Origin of the sequence: uncultured Bradyrhizobium sp., assembly GCF_947648125.1 — a bacterium.
Classification (GTDB): Bacteria; Pseudomonadota; Alphaproteobacteria; order Rhizobiales; family Xanthobacteraceae; genus Bradyrhizobium.
This window is the reverse complement of record NZ_CANSMR010000032.1, coordinates 1-23922: the sequence shown is the minus strand read 5'-3', so window position 1 is coordinate 23922 and position 23922 is coordinate 1. Positions and strand designations below refer to the sequence as shown.

Below are 23922 nucleotides of genomic sequence, written 5' to 3'. Positions count from 1 at the left end.
CGTTCCGCCAGCAAATCACTCATATATGACGGCGCATGCATGAGGAAGGGCGCCGCGGGGCCAAACCTGCCTGCGTCATGCCCTCCGCCGCGTCTCCGGCATCACCAGCCAGATCATGAACAGCCCCAGCGCGGCGACGCCGGCCAGGCCCATGAAGGCGGTGCTGCTGCCGAGCTTGTCGCTGACATAGCCGGCGAGCACGGTGCTGAGCGACGCGCCGATGCCGACCGCGGTTCCGACGATGCCCTGTGCCAGGTTGAAATGGCCGCTGCCGAACGCCACGTCGGCCACGATCAGCGGCACCATGACGCTGAAGATCGCCGCGGTGATGCCGTCGAAGATCTGCACCATAACCAGCAGATAGGGATCCCGCACCGTTGCGAACAACAGGCCGCGGATCACCAGCGAGGCGAATGCAAGCAGCAGCAGCGGCCGCCGGCCCCAGGCCTGGGCCTTGCGGCCGACCGACGGCGAGCACAGCGCGACAATCGCCTGCGGCACGATGATGCAGGCGGCGATCAGGACCGGCGCCCATTGGCTCGACCGCGTCGTCACCACGCCCGCCATCAGCGGCAGCATCGCGGCATTGGCGAGCTGGAACAGCATCATCGCGCCGGCAAAGATCAGGAGCGACCGCTGCCGCACCAGACCGACGATACTGGTCGCTCGTTTGTCGGGAACTTCGCGCTTCACCTCGCCGTGGGCCTGCGCGATGTCGATCTCACGCTCCCGGATCCGCGCCAGCGACAGCAGCGTCGGGATCGCAAGGATGAAGGTCACGAGGAACACCGATCGGCTCGACAAGAAATAGCCGCAGGCGCCCATCAGCGCCGCGGCCGAGCCGCTGCCGAGCGAAGCGAAGCGGGCATTGCGGCCGAGCCGCTCGCCGATCGCCAGCGGCCCGACGAGGCCGAGGCTGATCGCGGCGATCGCCGGACCCAGCACGCAGCTTGCGAGCGCGTGCAGCGTGGCGGCGAGCGTCACCACCGGAAAGATCGGCCAGAGCGCGTAGGCCAGCGCGGCGGCGCCGATCGCGGCCACCGCCCAGCCCGCGACGACCCGCTCCGAGCGCGCCGCATCGACGATCGCGCCGCCGGGCACCTGGCCCAGCAGGCCGATGATGCCGCCGATCGAGAGCACGAAGCCGATCTCGACCTGGGTCCATTTCTGCGTCGTCAGGTAGACCGCGATGAATGGGCCGAAGCCGGTTTGCACGTCGGCGAGGAAGAAGATGAACCAGTCGAGCCCGCGCTGGCTCTCGCGCGACGGCATGCGCGGTTCCTCGGGACCGGGTTGATCGGAGACGATCGGCACAATTTTGGTGCCGCCGGCTGATCGCTCGCCACGACCGTCGCCAACCGTCTCGACGGAAGAGTTCGGACGCGCGACCAGCTTTAGCCCCCTAATGTTCGTAATCCCATGGATGAAGATTGCCGGCCGCGCCAAGCACGATCAGCGGCGTATCTTCCTTGTATTCGGGCGCAGCGCTCACCTGCTGCTTGTTGAGGTCCAGCGTGATGCTGTCGCTCTTGCTGGAAACGCCGGCGAAGCGCAGCGCGTTCCAGTCGACCACGATCTTGCGGCTGCCGACGCCGAGAAAGCCGCCGAAATCGATCACCGCGGCGCGAACCTTGCCGTCGCGGTCGACGATGACGTCGACGATGCGGCCCATGTCCTCATTGGCGGAACTGCGCACGTCGCGCCCGAGAATGCCGTGCGCATCGCGCGCGCCGATCACGGTCACCGAAGGCGGCGGCGACGGCTCCTTGGCTTGTTCCTTCGGTGCAGCGGCTGCTGGCGGCGGAGGAGTCGCTGGCGTCGCCTGAGCCGCCGGCGGCGACGACGTCGGCGCCGGAGCTTCGTCGTCAGCGGCGCGGACACCCGCGCATGCCAGCAGCGCCGCTCCAACCAGCATCACCATGATCCTCGGACGCATATACCTCTCCCCACGATTTTCCGGCGCGCGCGTGCCGTGCGACGACGCTCAATGCGTCAGCACGATCGACACCTGGATCTGGCCGCGCGTGCGCAACACTTCGAGTGACACCTCGTCGCCGTGACGGCGCAGCCGCAAATCGACGCTGGACGCGCCGAGCCTGAGGTCGCGCAGCACGACGTCGTTGAGAAATTCCGGCAGCCGCGGATCGCGCAAGCGTATCTCGCCGCGCGTGGTGTCGAACTCCAGCCCGAGTGCGGCCTCCAGCAGCGTGAACGGCGTCGCGCTTGCCCAGGCCTGCGGTGCGCAGGCCACCGGATAAAGCACCGGGCCACGCCGGCGCTCGCGACGGAAGCCGCAAAACAGCTCGGGCAACCGACGCAGCTCCATATAGCTCGCGGCATCGAACAGGCCCTTGAACAGATGCGCGACCGAATGTTTCAGGCCGTAGCGGGCGAAGCCGAGCGCGATCAGCGCATTGTCGTGCGGCCAGATCGAGCCGTCGTGATAGGACATCGGGTTGTAGCGCGCCTCGCCCGCGGCGACGGTGCGGATGCCCCAGCCCGAGAAGAATTTCTGGCTCATCAGGTCGGCGGCAACCCGTCGCGCGCGGTCCTCGCGCACCATGCCGGAAAACAACGTCTGTCCGGCATTCGACGTGCGCACCTTGCACGGCTGCTTGGCGCCGTCGAGCGCAAGCGCATAGGTACCGAGCTCCTCGCACCAGAACGCCGCCTCGAACCGCTCGCGCAGCCGCTCGGCCTCGGCCTCCAGCCTCGACGCCTTGTCCACAAAGCCGAGCTTGCGTGCCGCCCGCGCGGCAAGCTGCTTGCCGGCGAACACATAGCCCTGCACTTCCGCCAGCGCGATATTGCCTTCGGCAAGCGTGCCGTCGGCGTGGAAGATGGCGTCAAAGGAGTCCTTCCAGCCCTGGTTCCGCAAGCCCTCCTCGGTGGCGCGCTGATACTCGACGAATCCATCGCGATCGGGATCGCCCGGGCCATCGATCCATTGCAACCCAGCCTCGACCGCCGGCCAAAGCTCACGCAACGTCTCCAAATCGCCGGTGCGCTCCAGATAGAGCCCGGCGAGCAGCACGAACAGCGGGGTCGAATCGACGCTGCCGTAATATTGCGCGAACGGCACCTCGCGCAGCGCGGCCATCTCGCCGCCGCGCATCTCGTGCAGGATCTTGCCCGGTGCCGCATCGGACAGCGGGTCGACCACCTTGGCCTGGAACAGCGCAAGCCGCTTCAGCACGCCCTTGGCGATCCGCGGATCGACCCACAGCATCTGCAGCGCGGTGATCAATCCGTCGCGGCCGAACGTCGTCGAATACCAGGGAATGCCGGCATAGGGATAACGGCCCTGCGGCGTCTCCGTCATCAGCATGTTGAGGTCGGCCATCGCCTGGCACAGCACCTCGTTGAAGATGTTGTTCGAGGTCTCGATGCTGGCCGCGCCGGCCGACGAATTCCGCATCTCGCGGCGATGCGCCAGCAGCCCGCGGAAGAACGGCACCGGCTTGTGCATGATCGGCTTGTTGCAGGAGACCGCGACGAACAGCGACGTCGCCTGCCCCGGCTCGAGATCGAAATGATAGGTCGCGGTGTTGACCGACAGCCGGGTCGGCCGCGGATCGAAATGCAGCGCGGTGATCCGCGTCTGCTCGTCGAGCCCACAATATTCCAGCACGACGTCAGTCGGGCCGAGCAGCTTGCTCGAGCCGATGCCCCGCCGCGGCCGCCGCTCGCCGCGCACCTCGAACAGATCGGCGAAATCATTGTCGAACCGCAGCGTGAGATCGAAGCTTGCGGCAAGATCGCCGTGGTTCTGCAGGCCGATGCGCTGATAGGCGGTGCCGCGCCACAGGAAGATCGAGCGCACGATGTGCAGCGTATCCTTCTGCAAGGTCAGACGGCCGTCGCGATAGACGTCGGAGTTGGTGAGATCGACCGTCAGCGCCGAATTGTCGTCGCGCATGTTGGAGCCGAGCAGCAGCGGCTGCACGTCCTCCAGCACCATCTCCAGCCGCGCGAGGTAGCGCGTATCGGCATTGAACAGGCCGTCCGGCCCGCCGGCCGAGGCACCGATATCGCCGTGGCTATCGAGCACGATGAAGGTGTCGTCATGCTTGAGCGAGCGCCGCGGCCGCGCCGCGGGCCCGGTCATCGGAATGTAGAACGGCGATTCGGCGACGTGCTCAATGATGCGAGCAGTGATGATCTGCGTAACGACGTCAGCTGCCATCTGAACCTCTGGCGACTTTGCTTAGGCCGACTCTTGGCCCGACTCTCGGTTCGAACGAACGCACCGGAACGCAAGAACGCGCTTGATGACGCGGGGTCAGGCCGCGCTGGTGGAGAGGCGGCCCATCTCGCGCGCGACCAGGTCGCGGTAGGGGCCCCTTCCCTTCACGAGGATATCGGGCGGACCGTCCTCGACGATCCGGCCGCCCTGCAGCACGAGCACGCGGTCGAAGCTGCGCAGCGTCGCGAGGCGGTGCGCGATCGCCACCACCGTACGCCCGCGCATCAGGCGCGACAACGCCTCGCGGATCGCCTCCTCGGAGTCCGCATCGAGCGCCGCGGTGGCCTCGTCGAGCAACAGGATCGGCGCGTCCTTCAGGAAGGCGCGCGCGATCGCGATCCGCTGGCGCTGGCCGCCGGAGACCTTGACGCCGCGATCGCCGACGATGGTGTTCATGCCCTCCGGCAGGCTTTCGATGAAGTCGCACCGCGCCGCGATCGCCGCCCGCAGCACCTCGTCATCGGTGGCGTCCGGCCGGCCGTAGCGGATGTTCTCCAGGATCGAACGGTGGAACAGCGAGATGTCCTGCGGCACCACCGAGATCGCCGCGCGCAGGCTCTGCTGCGTGACCCGCGAGATGTCCTGGCCGTCGACGGTGATGTTGCCCTGCTCGACGTCGTAGAAGCGCTGCAGAAGGGTAAACAGTGTTGACTTGCCGCCGCCGGACTGGCCGACTAGGCCGACCCGCTGGCCGGGCTGGATGCGCAGGCTGAAGCGCTCGAACACCTGCAAGCCACCGGGATAACGGAACGAGACATTGTTGAAGGCGATCGCCGCGCCGCTCTTCACCAACACCTCGGCTTCCGGATGGTCCTTCAGCTCGTGCGGCTGCAACAGCGTCGCCAGCGCCTCGGTCAGGCGAGCGACATGCTGGGTGACGTCGACCAGCGCAACGGCGAGATCGCGGGTGGCGCTGAGGATCGAGATGCCGAGGGTGCAGACCAGCACGACGTCGCCGGTGGTGGCTTGGCCCTGCTGCCAGAGCGAGAGCGCCCAGGCGAGCATCGCGATCGTCAGAATGACGGTCACGCCTGCGTGAACGAGGCGGAGCTTTTCGAGATAGCGCAGGGAACGGCCGCGCGCGACGAGTTCCCGATTGACCGTCGCGTCGAAGCGGTCGTGCTCATAGCCGAGGCCGCAGAACGCGCGCACCAGCGGCAGGTTGTTGATGACGTCGACCATTTCGCCGTCGACAGCGGCGGCCCTGTTGGCAAAGTCGTCATGCAGCGGCCGGCCGGCGGCGGCCATGCGGAACATCGCCACCACCATGGTTCCCGCGATCAGGATCAACACTGCTGACATTGTCACGCTGACGGTTCCAACCAGGGTGATCGCGGCGAAGGTCGCGATGCAAGGCGGCAACACGTTCCATACGAACATGTTCTCGACGGTGTAGACCGCGTTCGACGTCGCCGTGATCCGGCTGGTCAGCATGCCCGGTAGCCGGTCCGTGAAGTAGCTCGGCGCGTGGCCGGTGAGATGACGGAACATGTCGCGGCGAAGGTCGCCGCTGACGCTGACGAAAGTGTAGCTCGCGGTCCAGCTCGCGATCCGCCACAGGAAGTTGTCGGCTGCGATCAGCGACATGAGCAGAGCGAATGCCAGCCATACGCCATTTGCGGCCGACGGCCCCGCCGACAATGCGTCGACCAGATTCTTCACGCCGTATTGCGTGCCTACCGAGCAGGCAACTGCCGCGACGACGGCCGACAAAATCACAACATGCGACGGAAGCCGCCGGCGCAGATAGCGCAGCACAAAGGGGAACGGGCGATGCGCGTATCCTGACAGATGGTCCATGACGTCCTGCAAAGCTGTTGAAGGTGAACGAGAAAATTTAGTCGAAACTCTCGTGCACGATGACGCGAAGGGCGGCGGTGGGATTCCTTGATGCAGCCATCACTGCGCGACAATTTTGCAACGTTGGCGTCCGCAAAAACGTGTTGGAGCGAGATGGCATCAGCAAGACCACAGTGTGATGGAAGAAAGAAGCGGCAGATCTCCCACACCTAAGGAACCTCGCACGTGCGAGAACGTTCCCGTCTTTGGCATGTCGCTGCCATCAGAGGGCTGAGGGTTCATCCACATTACAAACATGGAGACGGAGAAATGCGCATCGCGCAGGTTGCCCCGCTGACGGAGGCTGTTCCCCCCAAGCTCTACGGCGGCACCGAACGGGTCGTGCACTGGCTGACCGAAGAACTTGTAACACTTGGACATGACGTGACGTTGTTCGCCAGTGGCGATTCACAGACCTCCGCGAAGCTCGATGCGACCTGGCCGAAGGCACTGCGGCTCGACGGTTCCGTCCGCGACCCCAATGCGCTGCACATGGTGATGCTGGAGCGCGTCCGGCAGAAGGCCGACGACGACGAGTTCGACTTCCTGCACTGTCACCTCGACTATTATCCGTGGTCGCTGTTCGCGCGGCAGCCGACGCCGTTCGTGACCACGCTTCACGGACGGCTCGACCTGCCGGAGCACCAGCCCGTCTTCAACACCTTCTCCAAGGTCCCGGTGATCTCGATCTCCAACGCGCAGCGGCGGCCGGTGCCGCAGGCGCACTGGGTGCGCACCATCCATCACGGCCTGCCGGAGAATCTGCTGACGCCGCAACCGGCCAAACAATCCTATCTCGCCGTGCTCGGGCGCATCGCGCCGGAGAAGGGCGTCGATCGCGCGATCAAGATCGCAACCCGCTGCGGCATTCCGCTGAAGATCGCAGCCAAGGTCGATCGCGCCGACCAGGAATATTACGACGAGTTGATCAAGCCGCTGATCACCAGCAATCCGCTGGTCGAGTTCATCGGCGAGATCAGCGACCGCGAGAAGCCGGATTTTCTCAGCGGCGCGATCGGGCTGTTGGTTCCAATCGATTGGCCGGAGCCGTTCGGCCTCGTGATGATCGAAGCGATGGCCTGCGGCACGCCCGTCATTGCGTATAACCGCGGTTCGGTGCCGGAGATCATCGAGGACGGCCTGACCGGCTTCATCGTCGAGGACGAGATCAGCGCGGTCGCGTCCGTCGGCCGCCTTTCGACGCTCAATCGCGATGCGATCCGCAAGCAGTTCGAAACCCGCTTCACCGCGCGCCGCATGGCGCTCGACTATCTCGCCGCCTATCGCAGCCTGATGGAGGCCAAGCCCCGCTTCAAGCTGGTGGCGAGCGCGGAATAGCCGTTGCAGCGGCCGATCGAATGATCCGGCGGGCCGGCCGGCACCCTCTGTGCCGGTCCGTCGGGTCATTCGATTGTCAATAATACCGCCGCATCCGGCGACAACTCCCAAGCAGCGACGCGGTTCGCACGTGCGCGTCGCGCGATTGCTGCGACGCATCAGTCGCAATTCGTTCCCCGCGCGCCCGGCCGATATCGCCTTTGCGATTGCCGAATTACGTGCTCTTATGCGGCCCGCTTGAGCAAAAAATAATAAGCGAGCGGACGGAGCAACCGCGCCGCGGTCGCACAGGGGGAACGCCATGACAGGGGACCGCAGGTCGTCGGCCATTAATAATACAGCGTCGACCAAAGCCTCACGCAAGAAACTGACCCGCCGCAAATTCCTGGTCAAAACCGGCGGCGTGCTCGCGGCCGGCGCATTCGGCGCCGTCCCGCTGCGCGGCTGGGCTGCCGACCCGATCAATATCGGCGCGCTCTATCCGAGCACCGGCAGCATGGCACAGATCGGCGTCGGCTGCGTTGCAGCAGCCAAGCTCGCGGTCGACATGGTCAACGAGGCCGGCGGCATCAAGTCGCTCGGCGGCGCCAAGCTCAACCTCATCGTGTCCGACGTGCAGAGCGACACCACGGTGACCCGCACCGAGACCGACCGTCTGATATCAGGCAACAAGCTGTCGGCAATCCATGGCTGCTACGCCAGCGCGCTGACCTTGATCGCGAGCGAGGTCTGCGAGCGCGCCAGGGTTCCGATCATCACCGGATCAAGCTCCGACCAGCTCAACAAGGGCCGCACCTACACCTTCACGCCGTTCGCACGCGCCTCGCAATTCGCCAAGGCGCAGCTGCAAATGGCGAAGCTGGTCAGCGAGCAGGCCAAGGTCGCCGTCATCTTCGAGAACACCGCATTCGGCACCTCGACCTCGAACGGGCTGAAGGAGCTGGCGCCCGGCGAAGGCGTCGAGATCGTGATGTTCGAGCCCTACTCGGCCGGCTTCACCGATGCGAGCCCGCTGATCAACAAGGTCAAGGCTTCCGGCGCCAACACGCTATTCTCGCTGTCCTATCTCAACGACCTCATCCTGATCGTGCGCACCGTGAAGCAGGTCGGGCTCAACATCGCGATCAATGGCGGCTCGGGCGGTTTCGTGATGCCGGACTTCTACAAGAATGTCGGCAAGGCCGCCGAGGGCCTGCAAGGCGTCGCGCACTGGAACCACGACGTCAATGACGATGCGCAGAAGGTCAATGCCGAGTTCAAGAAGCGCACCGGCGAGTTCGCGTTCGAATATGCCGGCGGCCTGGTCGCGCAGACCTTCATGCTGGCCGACGCGCTGGAGCGCGCCGCCTCCGCCGATCCGAAGAAGGTGCGTGAGGCGCTCTCGACGCTCGACGTTTCCTCGGGCTTTGCGGCGATGGCGCCCGGTGGCAAGGTGAAATTCGGCCCCGACGGCAAGAACGTCTATGGCCGTCCGGTCGGCGTGCAGTGGCAGAATGCCGATCTCGCCAGCATCTTCCCCAAGGAAGACGCCCGCGCCCCGCTGATGAAGACCTGAACCGCGGTCGCATCGCATGTGGGAGACACTGGCCCAGGCTGTCATCAACGGCCTGCTCATCGGCGGCATCTACGCGCTGGTCAGCATCGGCGTCACGCTGATCTTCGGCGTGGTCAAGATCGTCAATTTCGCCCAGGGCGAGTTCGTGATGATCGGGATGTACATCTCGTTCTTCCTCGCCACCCAGTTCGGCATCGATCCGCTGGTCTCGCTTGTGGTCTCGATGCCGGTGCTGTTCCTCGCCGGCGTCCTGATCCAGCACTTCCTGATCCGCAGGGTGCTTGGGCCGAACGACATGCCGCAGATCTTCCTGACCTTTGCGCTGTCGCTATTGCTGCTCAATCTCTCGCTGATGCTGTTCAGCGCCAATTACCGCACCGTCCACACCTCCTATTCGGATGAAGCGTGGCACATCGGCGGGCTGTACATTCCGGTGGCAAAGCTGATCGCCTTCGCGGTCGCGATGGCGCTGAGCGGGCTGCTCTGGGTGTTCCTCCACACCACCGATCTCGGCCGCGCGATGCGCGCGGCGTCGCAGAACCGCGACGTCGCGATGCTGATGGGGATCAACCCGAACCGCGTGTTCGCGGTGGCGTTCGGCACCGCGCTGGCGCTCGCGGGTGCCGCCGGCTCGCTCTTGATGCCGTTCTATTCGGCCTATCCATTCGTCGGCCAGGTGTTCGTGCTGATGGCGTTCGTTGCGGTCGTGATGGGCACGCTCGGCAATGTGATGGGCGCGCTGGTCGCGAGCCTGATGATGGGCGTGGCGGAATCGCTTGGCATCCAGTTCGTCGGCGCCGATTCCGGCCTGATCGTGGTGTTCGCGCTGCTGCTGTTGACGCTTGCCTTCAGGCCGAGCGGTCTCGGCGCCAAAAGGGGCCGCTGATGCAGACCTCAGGCAATATGAAGTGGCTGTGGCTGGCGATCGGGGCCATCGTCATGCTCGCTTTGCCCCAACTCGTCACCTCGTCGTTCGCGATCGACATTCTCATCCGCATCCTGCTGTTCTCCTTCATCGGCGTCGCCTGGAACCTGATGGGCGGCTATGCCAAGCAGCTCTCGCTCGGGCACGCCGCCTATTTCGGGCTCGGCGCCTACACCTCGACCATTATGCAGGTGAATTACGGCATCTCGCCCTGGATCGGGATGATCGCGGGCGGCGTTGTCGCGATGCTGGCGAGCCTGCCGATCGGCTGGCTCTGCTTCCGCCTGCGCGGCCCCTATTTCACCATCGCGACGATCGCGACCGCCCAGGTGCTGATGCTGATCTTCCTGAAATTCCGCGACTTCGCCTGGGGCGCCGAAGGCACCACGATCCCGAACCTCGGCAGCGCGCCGGTGATGATGCAGTTCGAGGAGAAGTCCTCGTATTACTACGTCGTGCTCGGCCTGCTCGTCGTTGGCCTCTGGATCACCCACCAAATCGAGAAATCCTGGATGGGTTATTACCTCGTCGCGATCGGCGAGGATGAGGATGCGGCCGAGGCGGTCGGCGTCAACGCACCGAAGGTCAAGCGCGACATCTACATGATCAGCGCGTTCCTGACCGCGCTCGCCGGTACCTTCTACACCCAGTACATCTACTTCATCGATCCCGCGACCGCGTTCAGCTTCAGCGTCTCGATCGAGGCAGCTCTGGTCTCGATCGTCGGCGGCATTGGCACGCTGTGGGGTCCGGTGATCGGCACCGTGCTGCTGGAGACCACCTCGGCGCTGCTGCAAAGCTGGCTCGGCAGCTCGGTCGGCGGCATCCAGCTCACGGTCTATAGCCTGATCCTGATGGCTGTCATCCTGTGGCGGCCGACCGGGCTGATTGGGTTTGCGACCGACGTCTATCACCGCACCATCCGGCGCAAGCCGGCGCGTGCCTGAGGTCGTTGCGATGGCGGAAGCATTGGTCATCAAGGGTCTCAGCAAGCGCTTCGGCGGCCTGCGCGCGGTGCAGGACGTCAGCTTCACGGTGCAGGAGAACGAGACGGTCGCGCTGATCGGGCCGAATGGCGCCGGCAAGACCACGAGCTTTCATTTGATCACGGGATTTCATCGCCCGGACTCCGGATCGGTGCTCGCCTTCGGCCAGGAGGTCGTGGGCCTCAGGCCGCACGACGTCTGCGCGCTCGGCATGGCCCGCACCTTCCAGGTGGCAAAGCCGTTCGGCGCGATGACGGTGCTCGCCAATGTGATGACCGGCGCCTTCCTGCGCGACCGCCATGTCGCCGCCGCGCGCGACAAGGCGCGAGAGGCGATCGAGTTCGTCGGCCTCGGCGCCAGGGAGCAGACGCCGGCCAAGGACCTCACCACGATCGACCAGCGCCGGCTCGAGATGGCCCGCGCGCTGGCGACGCAACCAAAAATCCTGTTGCTCGACGAGGTGATGGCTGGTCTCAACCCGGCCGAAATCGACCAGGCCGTGACGCTGGTGAAAAAACTCTCCGCCAGCGGCCTGACCATCGTAATCGTCGAGCATGTGATGCGCGCGATCATGGCGGTCGCCCGTCACATCGTGGTGCTCGACCACGGCCAGAAGATCGCCGAGGGCACGCCAAAGGAGATCGTGGAGAATCCGGAAGTGATCCGCGCCTATCTCGGCTCCTACGTGCATCCGCCGGCGCAGGGAGACGCCCATGCTTGAGCTCTCCCGCGTCAGCGCCAGCTACGGCTCGGTCCCCGCCATCACCGACGTCAGCATCTCGATTGGCGAGGGCGAAGCCGTCGGTCTGCTCGGGGCCAACGGCGCCGGCAAGAGCACGACGCTCCGCGCCGTCTCCGGGCTCGTCAAGCTGTTCGCCGGCAAGGTCACGTTCGACGGCGTCGACCTCGCCACGCTGCCGCCCTACCGGATCCCCGAACTCGGCATCGCGCATGTCCCGGAAGGCCGCCAGGTATTTCCCGAAATGACGGTGCAGGAGAATCTCGAGATCGGCGCCTATACGCCGAAGGCCAAGGCGGATCGCGCGCGCACGATGGAGCTCGTCTACAGCATCTTCCCGCGGCTCGCCGACCGCAAGAAACAGCTCGCCGGCACCATGAGCGGCGGCGAGCAGCAGATGGTCGCGGTCGGCCGCGGCCTGATGCTGAAGCCGCGCCTGCTGATGCTCGACGAACCTTCGCTGGGCCTGGCGCCTGTAATGACCGATGTCACCTTCGAGAAGATCGGCGAGATCCACAAGATGGGCACCGCGATCCTTTTGGTGGAGCAGAATGTCAGCCGCGCGCTGTCGCTGGTGCAGCGCGCCTACGTGCTGGAAAGCGGCAACGTGATCATGCAGGGCTCCAGCGCCGAGCTTGCGGGCAACAAGCAGGTGCAGGCGGCGTATCTCGGGATCTGAGAGGCCCGACTATCGAACCGTCATCCCCGCGCAAAGGCTTTGCCTTTGTCGCTGGAGGAGCGCGAAGCGCGTCTCGAAGGATGCACGGCCCGACCGGTGGCCGTCGACCCTTCGAGACGCCGCTACGCGGCTCCTCAGGGTGACAGTCGACGTTTTGAGTATGTGGCTCTAGCTCACCACCGTCCGCTTCGGCTCGACGATCTCGAACATCCGCGGGAATTCGTCCATCAGCATCATCAATTCGCCGAGCCGCAGCGGCTCGCCTGATACCTTCACCTTGCCTGCACCGACGGCTTCCGGGAACGTGGTCAGCTTGGCGATGACCTCGTCGAGCACGCTGCGCGCCAGCGTGAAACTGGCGTGGGCGTCGACGGCCTGCGCGCCCTTGACGTAGGTCAGCGCCGAGTTCTCGAGATTGAGCACGAAGGTCTCGCCGGTGTCGGTAAAGCTCCAGTTCAGCACGATGCGCTTGCCCTCGGCCTTGGGGCCGTTGAGGCGGACGCCGAGCACGTCCCAGAGCTGCTCGGTGCGGAGCGCAGCCAGCGTCTCGCGCGGCATCGGCGAGCGCGGCGGTGTCTTCGGCATGCCCTGGCGCAGCTCCTGGGCACCGAACAGATAGGCGTTGCGCCAGGTCGAGCTCTCCGCGGCGTAGCCGAGCTGCTCGAACGTGTCGGCCAGCAATGCGCGCGCCGCCTGATTGTCGGGCTCGGCGAACACGAGGTGGCTGACGGCCTGCGCCACGAAGCGGAATTCACCCTTGGCGAAATCAGCAGTGGCGCGTTTCAGGATCGCGTCGGCCCCGCCCATATATTCGACATACTTCTTGCCGGCCGCGATCGGCGGCAAGGCATCGAGATTGACCGGATTGGCGTCGTACCAGCCGAGATACTTCTGGTAGATCGCCTTCACATTGTGCCGGATGTGACCGTAATAGCCGCGGCCGTGCCAGGCGCCCTCCAAGCTCTGCGGCAGCCGGATCGTCTCGGCAATCTCGGCCGCGTTGAGGCCGTGGTTCATCAGCCGGATGGTCTGGTCATGCGCGTATTTGTAGAGGTCACGCTGCTGGCGGATCATGGTGTCAATCCGCTCCTTGCCCCACACCGGCCAATGATGCTGGCCGCACATCGCCTCGGCCTTGCCGCCCCACATCTGCAGCGCCTCGCCGAGATATTTCGACCAGGCCAGCGCATCGCGGACGTCAGCACCGCGGAACGGCAGCAAATTGTGGAAATTATGCGTGCAGTTCTCCGCGAGGTTCAACAGCTTGTAGCGCGGAATGAAGAAATGCATCTCCGCCGGCGCTTCACTATTCGGCGCCATCTGGAATTCGAACTCGACCCCGTCGATCACGCGCTTGTCGCCGGTCGCGATGATCAGGTCGGTCGGGCGCAACAGCGCCACGCCGCCCGCCGCCATGGTCTTGCCGAGACCGCAATCGACCTGGCCGCGCACGCCCTTGGCGAGGAACGGCCCGAACTGGTATTGCGCGCGGCGCAGCATCGCGGGCCCCGCGATGATGTTCTCGGAGACCGCGTGCTCCATGAAGAAGTTCGGCGCGATGATCGGCACGCCGGCCGCCAGCATGGCGTCGTCGAGCACGCCGCGCGCGCCGCCCCAATGGTCGGTGTGGGTATGGGTGAAGATCACGGCGGCGACCGGCTTCTTACCGCGATGCTGGAAGTACAGTTCCATCGCGGCGCGCGCGCCCTCGATCGAGGTCAGGGTGTCGACCACGATGACGCCCTTGTCACCCTCGATCAGCGTCATGTTGGCGATGTCGAGGCCGCGCACCTGGTAGACGCCCGGCACCACCTCGAACAGGCCATGATGCATATTGAGCCGCGATTGCCGCCACAGGCTCGGATCGACGGTCGCGGGCGCCTTTTCCTCGGAGAGGAAGCCGTAAGGCTCGAGGCTCCAGACCACCCTGCCCTGGGTCGAGGTAACGCGCGCGTTCTCGATGGTGCCGAGGAAGCCGCGCGCGGCGTCGTCGAAATCCCTGGTGTCGGCGAACGGCAGCGCTTTCAGCGTCGCCTCGTGCTGCGCGATGACCGGCGCGGACGCCGCCTTCGGAAGTTCGCGCGACGTCTCACCTGCGGTGGTCTGGGTCATACTCAGGCACTCCCTCGTTTGGCAGAAATCAGTCCCGATCGCGTCATTCAGCGGAATTGTAGGCCTTCGAACTGACCGCTGTTGCGCCACTGGTCGATATATTTGAAGTAGGCCAACGCGCCGGCCGGATAGCCGACATGGAGCTTGGCCGCCGGCCCCGGCTCGCGTCCCTCATTGTTGTAGTAACCTGGCGTGCAATCGGGCCCGCCGATCATCCGGCCGACCGCGGTCAGCAGCAGCTCGACCCAGCGGTTCTCGGCTTCCTTGCTGACTTCGATCTCCTTGAAGCCGTTGTCCTGGGCGTGAGCGACCATCAGGGCGATGGTCCGCGCAGCTTCGGTCAGGTTGTGCGGCACGTTGGAAATGAGGTTGGCGCCCTGCGTCGGCTGCACGAAGAACACGTTGGGGAAGCCATGCACGTGGATGCCGTGCTTGGTGCGCATGCCGTTGGCCCAATGCGCCGACAGCTTGATGCCGTCGCGGCCGGTCAGATCGAAGCCCGCGCGCCTGCGATATTCAGTCCCCACCTCGAAGCCCGATGCGTAGATGATGCAGTCGAGCTTGTATTCCTTGCCCGCGACGACGATCCCGTCCTCGGTGATCTCTTCGACGCCCTTGCCGTCGGTATCGATCAGATGCGTGCCCGGCGTGTTGAACGCCTGAAGATAGGCGTCGTGGAAGCATGGCCGCTTGCAGAGCTGGCCGTACCAGGCCTTCAGATTCCTGGCCGTCTCGGCATCGCCAACGATGCTGTCGACCCGGTTGCGGATCTCCTCCATCTTTTCGAAGTCGGAATCCTCGAACACCGCCCGCATATTTTCCACGGTGCGCTGCTCGCGCGGCAGCAGCATCACCTTGGCGCGAATCCGCTTCGACAAATCGGTCCAGCCGTCCTGCACCAGGTCTTCCTCGGCCGACCCACCGGCCTGGTTGGCGGTGAAATTCTCCAGCCAGCGCTGTTGCCAGCCCGGCGTTGCGATATCGGCGAACCAGTCCGGATCGATCGGGCCGTTGCCGCGCACGTCGACCGACGACGGCGTGCGCTGGAACACGTAGAGCTCCTTGCAGGCGCGCGCGAGGTGCGGGATGCACTGCACCGACGTCGCACCAGTGCCGATGATGCCGACGCGCTTGTCGGCAAGCTTCTCCATCGGCGCGCCTTTGGGATCGCCGCCGGTGTAGTCGTAATCCCAGCGGCTGGTGTGGAACGAGTGGCCCTTGAAGCGCTCGATGCCGGGAATGCCGGGCAGCTTCGGCACATGCAGCGGGCCGGTGCCGATGCCGACATATTGCGCGGTGAAGGCGTCGCCCCTGGTGGTACGGACGATCCAGCGCGATTGCGCCGCATCCCAATCGAGGCTCGTCACCTCGGTGTGAAACAATGCATTGTCGTAGAGATTGAACTGCCGGCCGATGCGCTGGCAGTGCGCCAGGATTTCCGGCGCATGCGCGTATTTCTCCGTCGGCATGTGGCCGGTCTCTTCGAGCAGCGGCATGTAGACCATCGACGCCGTGTCGCATTGCGCGCCGGGATATCGATTCCAGTACCAGGTGCCGCCGAAATCGCCGCCCTTCTCAACGATGCGGACATCCTTCACCCCGGCCTCGGTCAACCGCGCCGCGGTGGCGAGCCCGGCAAAGCCGCCGCCGATGAAGGCGAAGGTGACATGATCGGTCTTCGGCGCGCGCTCCGTCACCGGCGTGTAGGGATCCTCGAGATAGTGCGCGAGCTGGCCCTTGATCTGGAGATACTGGTCATTGCCGTCAGGACGCAGCCGCTTATTGCGCTCCTCCTGATATTTCAGGCGCATCCGCTCCTTGTCGATCGCGGAGGGCTTGGCGTCTCGGGCTTGCTCGGTCATCGTCATCGGAAGGGCGCCTCGTTTCAGGATAATTCGGTGGACACTTTAGCGCCGCTCAGGCGGGATGTGCAGCAAGATAGGGCGAGTTGGCGATCGACCATTCCGGCATCGGCTCCATCCGGAATATCTGCCGCAGATGCACCTCGTCGGGGCCGTCGCCGATCCGCAGCAGACGTCCCCACGCCAGCGCCTGATGGATCGGCGTATCGTCGGAGCCGCCCATCGCGCCGAACACCTGCATCGCGCGATCCGCAATCTTCTGCAGCATCGCCGGCACCGCGACCTTGATCAGCGAGACATCGCGCCAGGCGCCGTGATGGCCGGCCTGATCGAGCCGCCAGGCGCAGCGCCAGGCGAGCAGCCGCGCCTGCTCCAGTTCGACGCGGGCTTCGGCGATCCAGCGCTGGACGGTATCGTACTGGATCACGGTGCGCCCGAATGCACTGCGCTCCGCGGCGCGCGCCATCATCAGCTCGATCAGGAGCTCGCAGAGCCCGATCGAGCGCATGCAATGGTGGATACGCGCCGGACCGAGCCGAACCTGGGCGACCTTGAACCCCTCGCCCTCGGCACCGAGCAGATTCTCCGCCGGCACGCGCACATTGTCGAACACGAGCTCGCCGATCGGCGCTGTATGATCTTCGCAACCCATCCAGCGCAGCCGCCGCACCAGCCGCACGCCGGGCGCATCCATTGGCACGATGATGCAGGAATGCCGGCTGGTGCGTTCGGCGCCCGCATCGGTGACGCCCATCACGATCAGGAAGCTGCAGCGGGGATGCGCGGCGCCGGTGATGAACCATTTGCGGCCGTTGAGGATGTAGTGGTCGCCGTCGCGCACCATCCGCGTTGCAATGTTGGTGGCGTCGGATGAGGCGACATCCGGCTCGGTCATGCCGAAGGCGGAGCGCGTCTCGGCGTTGAGCAGCGGCGCCAGCCAGCGCTTCTTCTGCGCCGGCGTCGCACAGGCCTGCAACGCGATCATGTTCGGCACATCGGGCGCCTGGCAGTTGAACACCTCCGGCGCCCAGAACAGCCGCCCCATGATTTCCGCCAACGGCGCGTAGTCGAGATTGGAGAGGCGCGTGCCCGGTTCATCGTCCGCCAGTTCGGGCAGGCCAAGATTCCACAAGCCCGCTGCGCGCGCCTTCCGCTGCAGCTCGGCCATGAAGGGCGGCGTGTCGTTGTGCTCGCGGACATGGTCGAGCCAGGCGCGATGGCGGGGCAGCACCTCCTTCTCGAAGAAGGCTAGCAGATCGCGCCGCCAACGCTCCGATCGCTCGGATAGAGCGAAATCCATGCCGCCTCCCGCATTTTGGGCGGCAGATAAGCCTATCTCGAAACGATTTGCAAATTCATTTCGATATATTGACATTTCTGGCCATTTAAGACCATTATTTCGTATGGCGGCATTGTCCACTCTCGAATCCCAGGCGGATCCCTCCTTTGCGACCACCCTGGCGCACGGGCTCGATCTGCTGGCGGCCTTCCGCAACCACGCCGGCCCGCTCTCGAATGCGGAGCTTGCCGAGCACACCGGCCTGTCGCGGCCGACCGTTTCGCGCCTGACCTACACGCTGGAGCAGCTCGGCTACCTCAGGCGCGATGCCAAGGGCCGCTTCGTGCTCGGACTCGGCGTGCTCGCTGCCGCCTATCCGGTGCTGTCGTCGCTGAAGGTCCGCCAACTCGCGCGTCCGCTGATGCGCGACTTCGCCGCCTACACCGGCGGCACGGTGTCGATCGCGATGCCGTTCGGGCTCGACTTCATCTATGTCGAAACGCTGCGCACGACGGACGCGGTGCCGCACGTGCCTGACGTGGGCTTCGTCTCCTCGCTGGCGCCGACCGCGGTCGGTCGCGCGCTGCTGTCGCTGTTCACGCAGGACGAACGCGACGCCTATGTCGCGCGTGTGAAGGCCGAGCGCCCTGAGGAGCTCGACTACGTCGAACGGCGCACGCTGCCGGACATCGAGCTCTGCAACGAACGCGGCTTCGCGGTCTCGCTCGGCGAATGGCGACGCGAGATCTTCGGCGTCGCCGCCCCGCTCTATCGCACACCCGCCGGCGAGTGCCTGTCGGTCAATTGCGGCATCCCCTCGTTCCGCTTCAGTGCCGAGCAGATCGAGCGCGAATGCGGGCCGCGCATCCTCGGGCTCGCCCGCAGCATCCGCTCGCTGGTGGCCAACGACTAAGGCATGATCCGGAAAAATGTGAAGCGGTTTTCCGAAAAGATCATGCAATAAAAGTACGCATCGCGCAGACGATGCGGCAGATATGGGGAGGGAGACATGCGCGGCATCGCAACCGCCGTTCGACTGCTCGCGACCATCGCATCCGTCCTGCTGGTTAGCGCCGGCGCCAACGCGCAGGACAATTATCCGAGCCGGCCGATCCACATCATCGTGCCCTACCCGGCCGGCGGCATCGTCGACATCGTCGCCCGCGCGGTGACCGAGCAGGTCGGCCGCGACTGGAAGCAGACCGTCGTGGTGGAGGCGCGGCCCGGCGGCAACAGCAACATCGGCACGGCCGCCGTCGCACGCAGCGAGCCGGACGGCTACACCTGGGTCGTCACCGGTCCCGCGCTGCTGGTCAACCCGGATCTCTACAAGGACGCCGGCTGGAGCGCGGCAAGGGATTTCAGATGCGTCGGCCTCGCCGTCTGGAATCAGAGCGTCGCGCTGGTGCATCCGTCGATGCCGGTGAAGAGCATCGGCGAATTCGTCGAGCTGGCCCGCAAGCAGCCCGGAGAGTTCAATTTCGGCAATCCCGGCACGGGATCGTCGATCGACCTCAGCGCGCAAAAACTGTTTCAGGTCGCCGGCATCAAGCTGACCAATGTCGGCTACAAGGGCCAGCCACAGGCGCTGATCGACCTGATGACCAACCTGATGCATTTCGAGATCGTCTCGCTCGAACTTGCGCTGCCACATATCAAGGCCGGCAGCGTCAAGCCGCTCGCGGTCTTCACCGACAAGCGCGTCCCCGACCTGCCCGACGTTCCGACCATCGCCGAAGCCGGCTTTGCCGAGGCCGCCTACGTTCCCTGGTACGGCATCTACGTGCCGGCCGCGACGCCGGCGCCGCTGCTCGAGAAGATCAATTCGGCGATCAACAAGGCATTGCAGAACCCCGACGTGCAGCGCCAGCTGTCGCTTGCCAATATTCCGGGCAAGCCGATGTCGCTCGATGAGCTCGCTGCGCTGATGAAGGCCGATCAGCAGAAGCTGACGACCGTGATCAAGTCTTCGGGAATGGCGCTGCAATAGCTTCTGCTCAGTAGATTATGTTTAGTCTTGGGACGCCGGCCCATTGTCACGGTAAGCCCACAGGCATTCGCGCGGCAGCGCGACCTGCGCCTCGACGCCGACCTGATGGCGCGCGGCGGTGCCGAGCTCGATCGCCTCCAGCCGTTTGCCGAACAGCTCGATGCCGTAGGCGGTCTGCGTGCCCTGGTAGCGTCGGTCGAGCACCTTTGCCGCAAACGTGTTGGCGCCATCGGGCCGGCCGATTACGATGTTCTCGGGCCGCAGCGCCACGCGCACCTTCTCGTCGGGCTTGAGCGCCTGGAACAGCGCGACCTCACCTCGCCGGCCGTCGCCGAAATCGACTACGCCATAGCCGCCGTTGCAGGCGACCAGCGTCCCGGCGAGCTCGTTGGTCGCGCCGGTGAAGTTGGCGACGAACAGATCGGCCGGTCGATTATAGATCACGTCGGGCGTGTCCATCTGCAACAGCTTGCCGTCGCGCATGACGCCGATCCGGTCGCCGAGCACCACGGCCTCGGCCTGATCATGGGTGACATAGAGCGCGGTCATCCCGGTCTGCTTGAGGATGACGCGGAGGTCGTCGCGCAACCGCAGGCGCAGCTTGGCATCGAGGTTCGACAGCGGCTCGTCGAGCAGCAAGAGTTGCGGCCGGTACACCATGCTGCGCGCCAGTGCGACGCGCTGCATCTGCCCGCCTGAGAGCGCCACCACCGGCCGGTCGGCATAATCGGACAGCCCGACCAGCGCCAGTGCGTCGTCGACCATGCGAGCGGCATCGGTGCGGCCGACCGTGCGGTGCTTCAGCGGATAGATCACGTTCTGCCGCACCGTCATATGCGGCCACACCGCATAGGACTGGAACACCATGCCGAGGTTGCGCGCGCGCGGCGGCACGAGGATGCCGCGCGCCGGTGACGAGACCACCCGCCCGGAAATGCTGATCTCGCCATCGGTCGGATGCTCGAGCCCGGCAACGCAGCGCAAGGTCGTTGTCTTGCCGCAGCCGGACGGCCCGAGCAGCACCACGATCTCGCCGGCCGGCACGCCAAAGCTGACGCCATCGATCGCCGGACGGCCGATCGCGAACTGTTTCCTGAGATCGGTGACCTCGAGCGTTGCCGTCATCGCTGCACCATCAGCCTATTGCCGATACCCGTAGATTTTGTCCCAGTCCGCGACCCACGCCGCGTGAAGCTTCACGTACTCGTCGAACTTCGGATACCAAAGCTTGACCACCTTGGGATCGAACCCCTCCGGAAAGGCTGGCGGCTCCTTCAGCGAGGTGAGATTGCCGAGCTCCTTGATCATGAAGGTCTGCCCTTCCTTCGACAAGCACCAGTTCAGGAACAGCCTTGCCGCATTGGGATGGGCCGCCGTCTTCGGAATGCCGCTCGCATAGGGATTGACCGGCGCGCCTTCGGGCGGAAAGAAGATCTCGATCGGGGCGCCGTCCTTCTTCTTTTGATAGATCACGTTGTAGAGCAGCGGCGCGATCGCGATCTCGCCGCGCACCAGCGCATCGGCCGTCGGCGCGCCGGAGGGATAGAGCACCGGATGGGTCGCGGCCTGCCTGGCCCAGTAATCCTCGCCGAGCACCTGGCGCTCGAACATGATCCGGGTCCAGGTGGTGCCGCCGGACTGCGCGAACACCTGTCCGATCAGCTTGTCATATTGCGGCTTGGTCAGGTCCATCCAGGATTTCGGCGGATCCTTCACCAGCTCGGTGTTGTAGCCGATCGACCAGGCGATGGTGGCACGCGGCCACAGTTTTGGCGAGATCAGCGCGTCCTTGCTGTAATCGGCCGCGTTCGGCGGCGCATAGTCCTGGAACAGATACTCCAACGGCTGCATCAGCGCGCGATCGGAGTGGTCGACGACGTCGGCGATCAATTTGCCGGCCGCGGCTTCGGTCTTCACGCGGGTGATGAGCTGGCCGCCGGGCGCACGGACCATCTCGACCTTGATCTCGGGAAAGCGCTTGTTAAACGCCTTGATCACCTGCTGCTCGATCTCGGCAAAATTCGCGGTGTAGAACACGAGCTTGCCTTCGGCCTTCGCGGCCGCGATCAATTCCGGCGAGCCGAACTCCTGCGCCCGCGCGGCCGGTGCCAGCGCGAGAATTGCCATGCCCGCCGAGGCCAGTGTCAAGGCCAGTGTGGTGAAGGTTCGTCTATCCATCGCCAATCCTCCCCGTGTTCGTTGTTATCCGGTCCGCGCCACGTTGCCCTGCGCCGCCCCGCGCGACAGCCAGTTGGCGCCGCCGATCAGGACACCGAGCAGCACGGTCTGCACCAGGCTGAAGGCCGCGGTCTTGCCGATATTGCCGCCTTCGTAATAGTCGAGCAGCAACACCGACATCACCATGGTGTTGCTGGTGTAGAGGAACAGCGACGAGCCGAGCTCGCGGATCGCCAGCACGAACAGCAGCGTCATCGACGCCAGCACGCCCGGCCGCGCCAGCGGCAGCACGATCGTCCTGATGGTGCCGAGCATGCCCCGGCCGCAAACCCAGGCGGCCTCCTCGAGCTCGCGGTGGATCTGCAGGAACGAGGTCGACAGCGCCTTCACGGTGTCGGGCATGAAGCGCGCGATGAAGGCCAGCGACAGAATCCAGATCGTGCCGTAGAGCCCGCCGGGCACGCCGATCCAGGCCCAGAGATAGGCGACGCCAACCACGAGCCCGGGAATCGCGACCGGCAGCGTCGAGATCAGGTCGATGGCACCGCGGCCGGCGACGCGGGTGCGATGGATGGTGTAGCCGATCGCAAAGGCGAGCGCGCCGCCGATAACAGCGGTGATGATTCCGACCTCGATCGCGTTGTAGATCGACTTCATCGTCAGCGGATTGTCGAAGATGCTCTCGAAATGCGTCAGCGAATATTGCCGCATGTCGAACAGGCTGGCGGCGTCGCGGATGAACATGAACTTGCGGAACGCCGCGACGATCAGCGCCAGCGACGGCAGTACGACGACGATGACGAGGTAGACGATCCCGAGCCCAAATGTGAGCCAGCGCCACGGCCCGAGATCGAGGCTGCGCGGCCGGAACGCCTTGCCCGCAACGGTCGTGTAGCTGCGCCCGCTGAGCATTTTCTGCTGCAGATAGACCAGGATCCCCGTAACCACCATCAGGATGATCGCGACGGCGGCCGCGGTGTTGTAGAGCGGCGGCGACCAGTTGGTGAGCTTGAAGATATAGGTCGTCAGCACATTCAGATTGGTCGGCGCGCCGAGCACGGCCGGGATGCCGTAGATGCCGAGCATCACGATGAACGACAGCAGCATGCCCGAGACGATCGCCGGCATGATCAGCGGAAACGTCACCGTGAACAGGGTGGCGAACGCGCTGGCGCCGGAGATCTCCGCCGCCTCCTCCAGGCTCGGGTCCATGTTGCGCAGCGCCGACGATGTGAACATGTAGACATAGGGCGCGTAGTAGATGCCGAACACGAACACCAGGCCCCACATCGAATAGAGATCGATGCGCAGGTCGGAGCCCATCCACTTGAACATCGTGTTGATCAACCCGGTCTTCGGCGAGCCGAGGATCGCCCAGGCCACACCGGCCACCAGCGGCGGCGCGAACAGTGGCAGGATGCTGGCCGCGGCGATGAAACCCTTGAACGGCGTGTTGGTGCGAACCACGATCCACGAGAACAGCAGCCCGATCGCGACCGCGATCACCGTGCCGCCGCCGCAGGCGATCAGCGTGTTGAGCAGGGCTTCGCCGACATTCGGATTGGCAAGCACCGCGAGGAAATTGGCGATCGACAGATGGCTCAGGCTGAGACGGATGCCGTCGACCACCGGATTGGTGTCGGTGAGCGCGCCGAGCAGCAGCATGAAGACAGGATAGATGACGAGGAAGCTGAGGATCGCCAGCAGCGCCGCGACCCAGAGGCCCGTGAATGCGCGGCGCCGGGTTCCCTCCCTGGCGCTTCGCATGGCTTCGCTGCGCCAGTCGGCCTGTCCGTGCAATGCGCGCGTCCCCTCTTGCGGCGCGATCTGACGTCGCGCCTGCTTGCATACCAAGGGTAGTCGATCGCGACTGTGACGCAAGCTATCCGAAAGTCGTCTAAGCGCGCTTCTGTGACGCAGCCCGGGAACAAGAATTCGATCGATCGTGCTCACGCGCCACAATCTCAGGGTGTCCCTGCGAAAGCAGGGACCCATACTCCGCGGCGGAGGTTGCTGGCGGGACTCGTCGTTCCAGCGTCGCACAACGATGCGCGTTAATGGGTCCTGGCTTTCGCCGGGACGGCGATGAGGATGGTTCTCGCGCGATACGACACACCGGCGGTGCGTACTTCATCTCGGTGTCATCGCCCGGCTTGATGTTCAGCCCGGGGACATGACCGACGGGTGTTCGGGG

18 protein-coding genes are annotated in these 23922 nt (G+C 65.0%); 8 read left to right on the top strand and 10 right to left on the bottom strand.

Annotated elements, in window-relative coordinates:
- Positions 1-75 precede the first annotated feature (75 nt).
- The 4 genes from Q0030_RS34455 to Q0030_RS34440 form a co-directional block, all read right to left on the bottom strand.
- Positions 76-1272 (bottom strand): MFS transporter, encoded by a 1197-nt coding sequence (locus tag Q0030_RS34455; RefSeq protein WP_298377649.1) that lies wholly within the window; start codon positions 1270-1272, stop codon positions 76-78.
- A gap of 130 nt (positions 1273-1402) precedes the next feature.
- Positions 1403-1936 carry a PRC-barrel domain-containing protein gene (locus Q0030_RS34450; RefSeq protein WP_298377647.1) on the bottom strand — a complete coding sequence of 178 codons (534 nt, stop codon included), beginning with the start codon at positions 1934-1936 and terminating at the stop codon, positions 1403-1405.
- Between the two features lie 48 nt (positions 1937-1984).
- Positions 1985-4186, bottom strand: coding sequence for an amylo-alpha-1,6-glucosidase (locus tag Q0030_RS34445; protein WP_298377645.1), 2202 nt, complete (start codon positions 4184-4186; stop codon positions 1985-1987).
- 96 nt (positions 4187-4282) lie between these two features.
- A complete protein-coding gene (locus tag Q0030_RS34440) occupies positions 4283-6046 on the bottom strand; it encodes an ABC transporter ATP-binding protein (RefSeq protein ID WP_298377643.1) in 1764 nt (587 codons plus the stop codon).
- A 309-nt stretch (positions 6047-6355) separates the two neighbouring features.
- Here Q0030_RS34440 and Q0030_RS34435 point away from each other — a divergent pair, with 309 nt between their 5' ends.
- The 6 genes from Q0030_RS34435 (at position 6356) to Q0030_RS34410 (ending at position 12307) form a co-directional block, all read left to right on the top strand.
- Positions 6356-7423 carry a glycosyltransferase family 4 protein gene (locus tag Q0030_RS34435; RefSeq protein ID WP_298377641.1) on the top strand — a complete coding sequence of 356 codons (1068 nt, stop codon included), beginning with the start codon at positions 6356-6358 and terminating at the stop codon, positions 7421-7423.
- A gap of 301 nt (positions 7424-7724) precedes the next feature.
- Positions 7725-8978: an ABC transporter substrate-binding protein gene (locus Q0030_RS34430; protein ID WP_298377638.1), complete on the top strand. Its 1254-nt coding sequence runs from the start codon at positions 7725-7727 to the stop codon at positions 8976-8978.
- Positions 8979-8994: 16 nt separating this feature from the next.
- The gene (locus tag Q0030_RS34425) at positions 8995-9864 is read left to right on the top strand and encodes a branched-chain amino acid ABC transporter permease (RefSeq protein ID WP_097670375.1); all 870 of its coding nucleotides are present in this window, start codon (positions 8995-8997) and stop codon (positions 9862-9864) included.
- Positions 9864-10850, top strand: a complete 987-nt coding sequence (locus tag Q0030_RS34420; RefSeq protein ID WP_298377635.1) for a branched-chain amino acid ABC transporter permease — start codon at positions 9864-9866, stop codon at positions 10848-10850. The genes Q0030_RS34425 and Q0030_RS34420 overlap by 1 nt, the downstream gene beginning before the upstream one ends.
- 10 nt (positions 10851-10860) lie before the next feature.
- The gene (locus tag Q0030_RS34415) at positions 10861-11610 is read left to right on the top strand and encodes an ABC transporter ATP-binding protein (RefSeq protein WP_298377632.1); all 750 of its coding nucleotides are present in this window, start codon (positions 10861-10863) and stop codon (positions 11608-11610) included.
- The gene (locus Q0030_RS34410; protein ID WP_298377629.1) at positions 11603-12307 is read left to right on the top strand and encodes an ABC transporter ATP-binding protein; all 705 of its coding nucleotides are present in this window, start codon (positions 11603-11605) and stop codon (positions 12305-12307) included. Before Q0030_RS34415 ends, Q0030_RS34410 begins: the two co-directional genes overlap by 8 nt.
- 168 nt (positions 12308-12475) lie before the next feature.
- On the opposite strand, the gene Q0030_RS34405 is transcribed toward Q0030_RS34410, so the two are convergent.
- The 3 genes from Q0030_RS34405 to Q0030_RS34395 are packed head-to-tail and all read right to left on the bottom strand — an operon-like array spanning position 12476 to position 17581.
- Positions 12476-14419 (bottom strand): alkyl sulfatase dimerization domain-containing protein, encoded by a 1944-nt coding sequence (locus Q0030_RS34405; protein WP_298377626.1) that lies wholly within the window; start codon positions 14417-14419, stop codon positions 12476-12478.
- A gap of 47 nt (positions 14420-14466) precedes the next feature.
- Positions 14467-16287: an NAD(P)/FAD-dependent oxidoreductase gene (locus Q0030_RS34400; RefSeq protein WP_298377624.1), complete on the bottom strand. Its 1821-nt coding sequence runs from the start codon at positions 16285-16287 to the stop codon at positions 14467-14469.
- Between the two features lie 49 nt (positions 16288-16336).
- Positions 16337-17581 carry an acyl-CoA dehydrogenase family protein gene (locus Q0030_RS34395; protein WP_298377621.1) on the bottom strand — a complete coding sequence of 415 codons (1245 nt, stop codon included), beginning with the start codon at positions 17579-17581 and terminating at the stop codon, positions 16337-16339.
- 103 nt (positions 17582-17684) lie between these two features.
- Between Q0030_RS34395 and Q0030_RS34390 the strand changes: the two genes are divergently transcribed.
- Both Q0030_RS34390 and Q0030_RS34385 read left to right on the top strand, forming a co-directional pair.
- Entirely contained in the window at positions 17685-18473 is a 789-nt protein-coding gene (locus tag Q0030_RS34390) for an IclR family transcriptional regulator (RefSeq protein WP_298377619.1), read from the top strand.
- A gap of 96 nt (positions 18474-18569) precedes the next feature.
- Positions 18570-19550: a tripartite tricarboxylate transporter substrate-binding protein gene (locus tag Q0030_RS34385; protein ID WP_298377617.1), complete on the top strand. Its 981-nt coding sequence runs from the start codon at positions 18570-18572 to the stop codon at positions 19548-19550.
- Positions 19551-19571: 21 nt separating this feature from the next.
- Here the strand turns inward: Q0030_RS34385 and Q0030_RS34380 are convergent, their stop codons facing one another.
- From Q0030_RS34380 to Q0030_RS34370, 3 genes are read right to left on the bottom strand one after another with little or no spacing between them, the layout of a single operon-like run.
- Positions 19572-20675 carry an ABC transporter ATP-binding protein gene (locus Q0030_RS34380; protein WP_298377614.1) on the bottom strand — a complete coding sequence of 368 codons (1104 nt, stop codon included), beginning with the start codon at positions 20673-20675 and terminating at the stop codon, positions 19572-19574.
- A 15-nt stretch (positions 20676-20690) separates the two neighbouring features.
- On the bottom strand, positions 20691-21728 hold the full coding sequence (locus Q0030_RS34375; RefSeq protein ID WP_298377612.1) for an extracellular solute-binding protein: 1038 nt from the start codon (positions 21726-21728) through the stop codon (positions 20691-20693).
- Between the two features lie 24 nt (positions 21729-21752).
- Positions 21753-23495, bottom strand: a complete 1743-nt coding sequence (locus Q0030_RS34370; protein WP_298377610.1) for an iron ABC transporter permease — start codon at positions 23493-23495, stop codon at positions 21753-21755.
- Positions 23496-23922 lie beyond the last annotated feature (427 nt).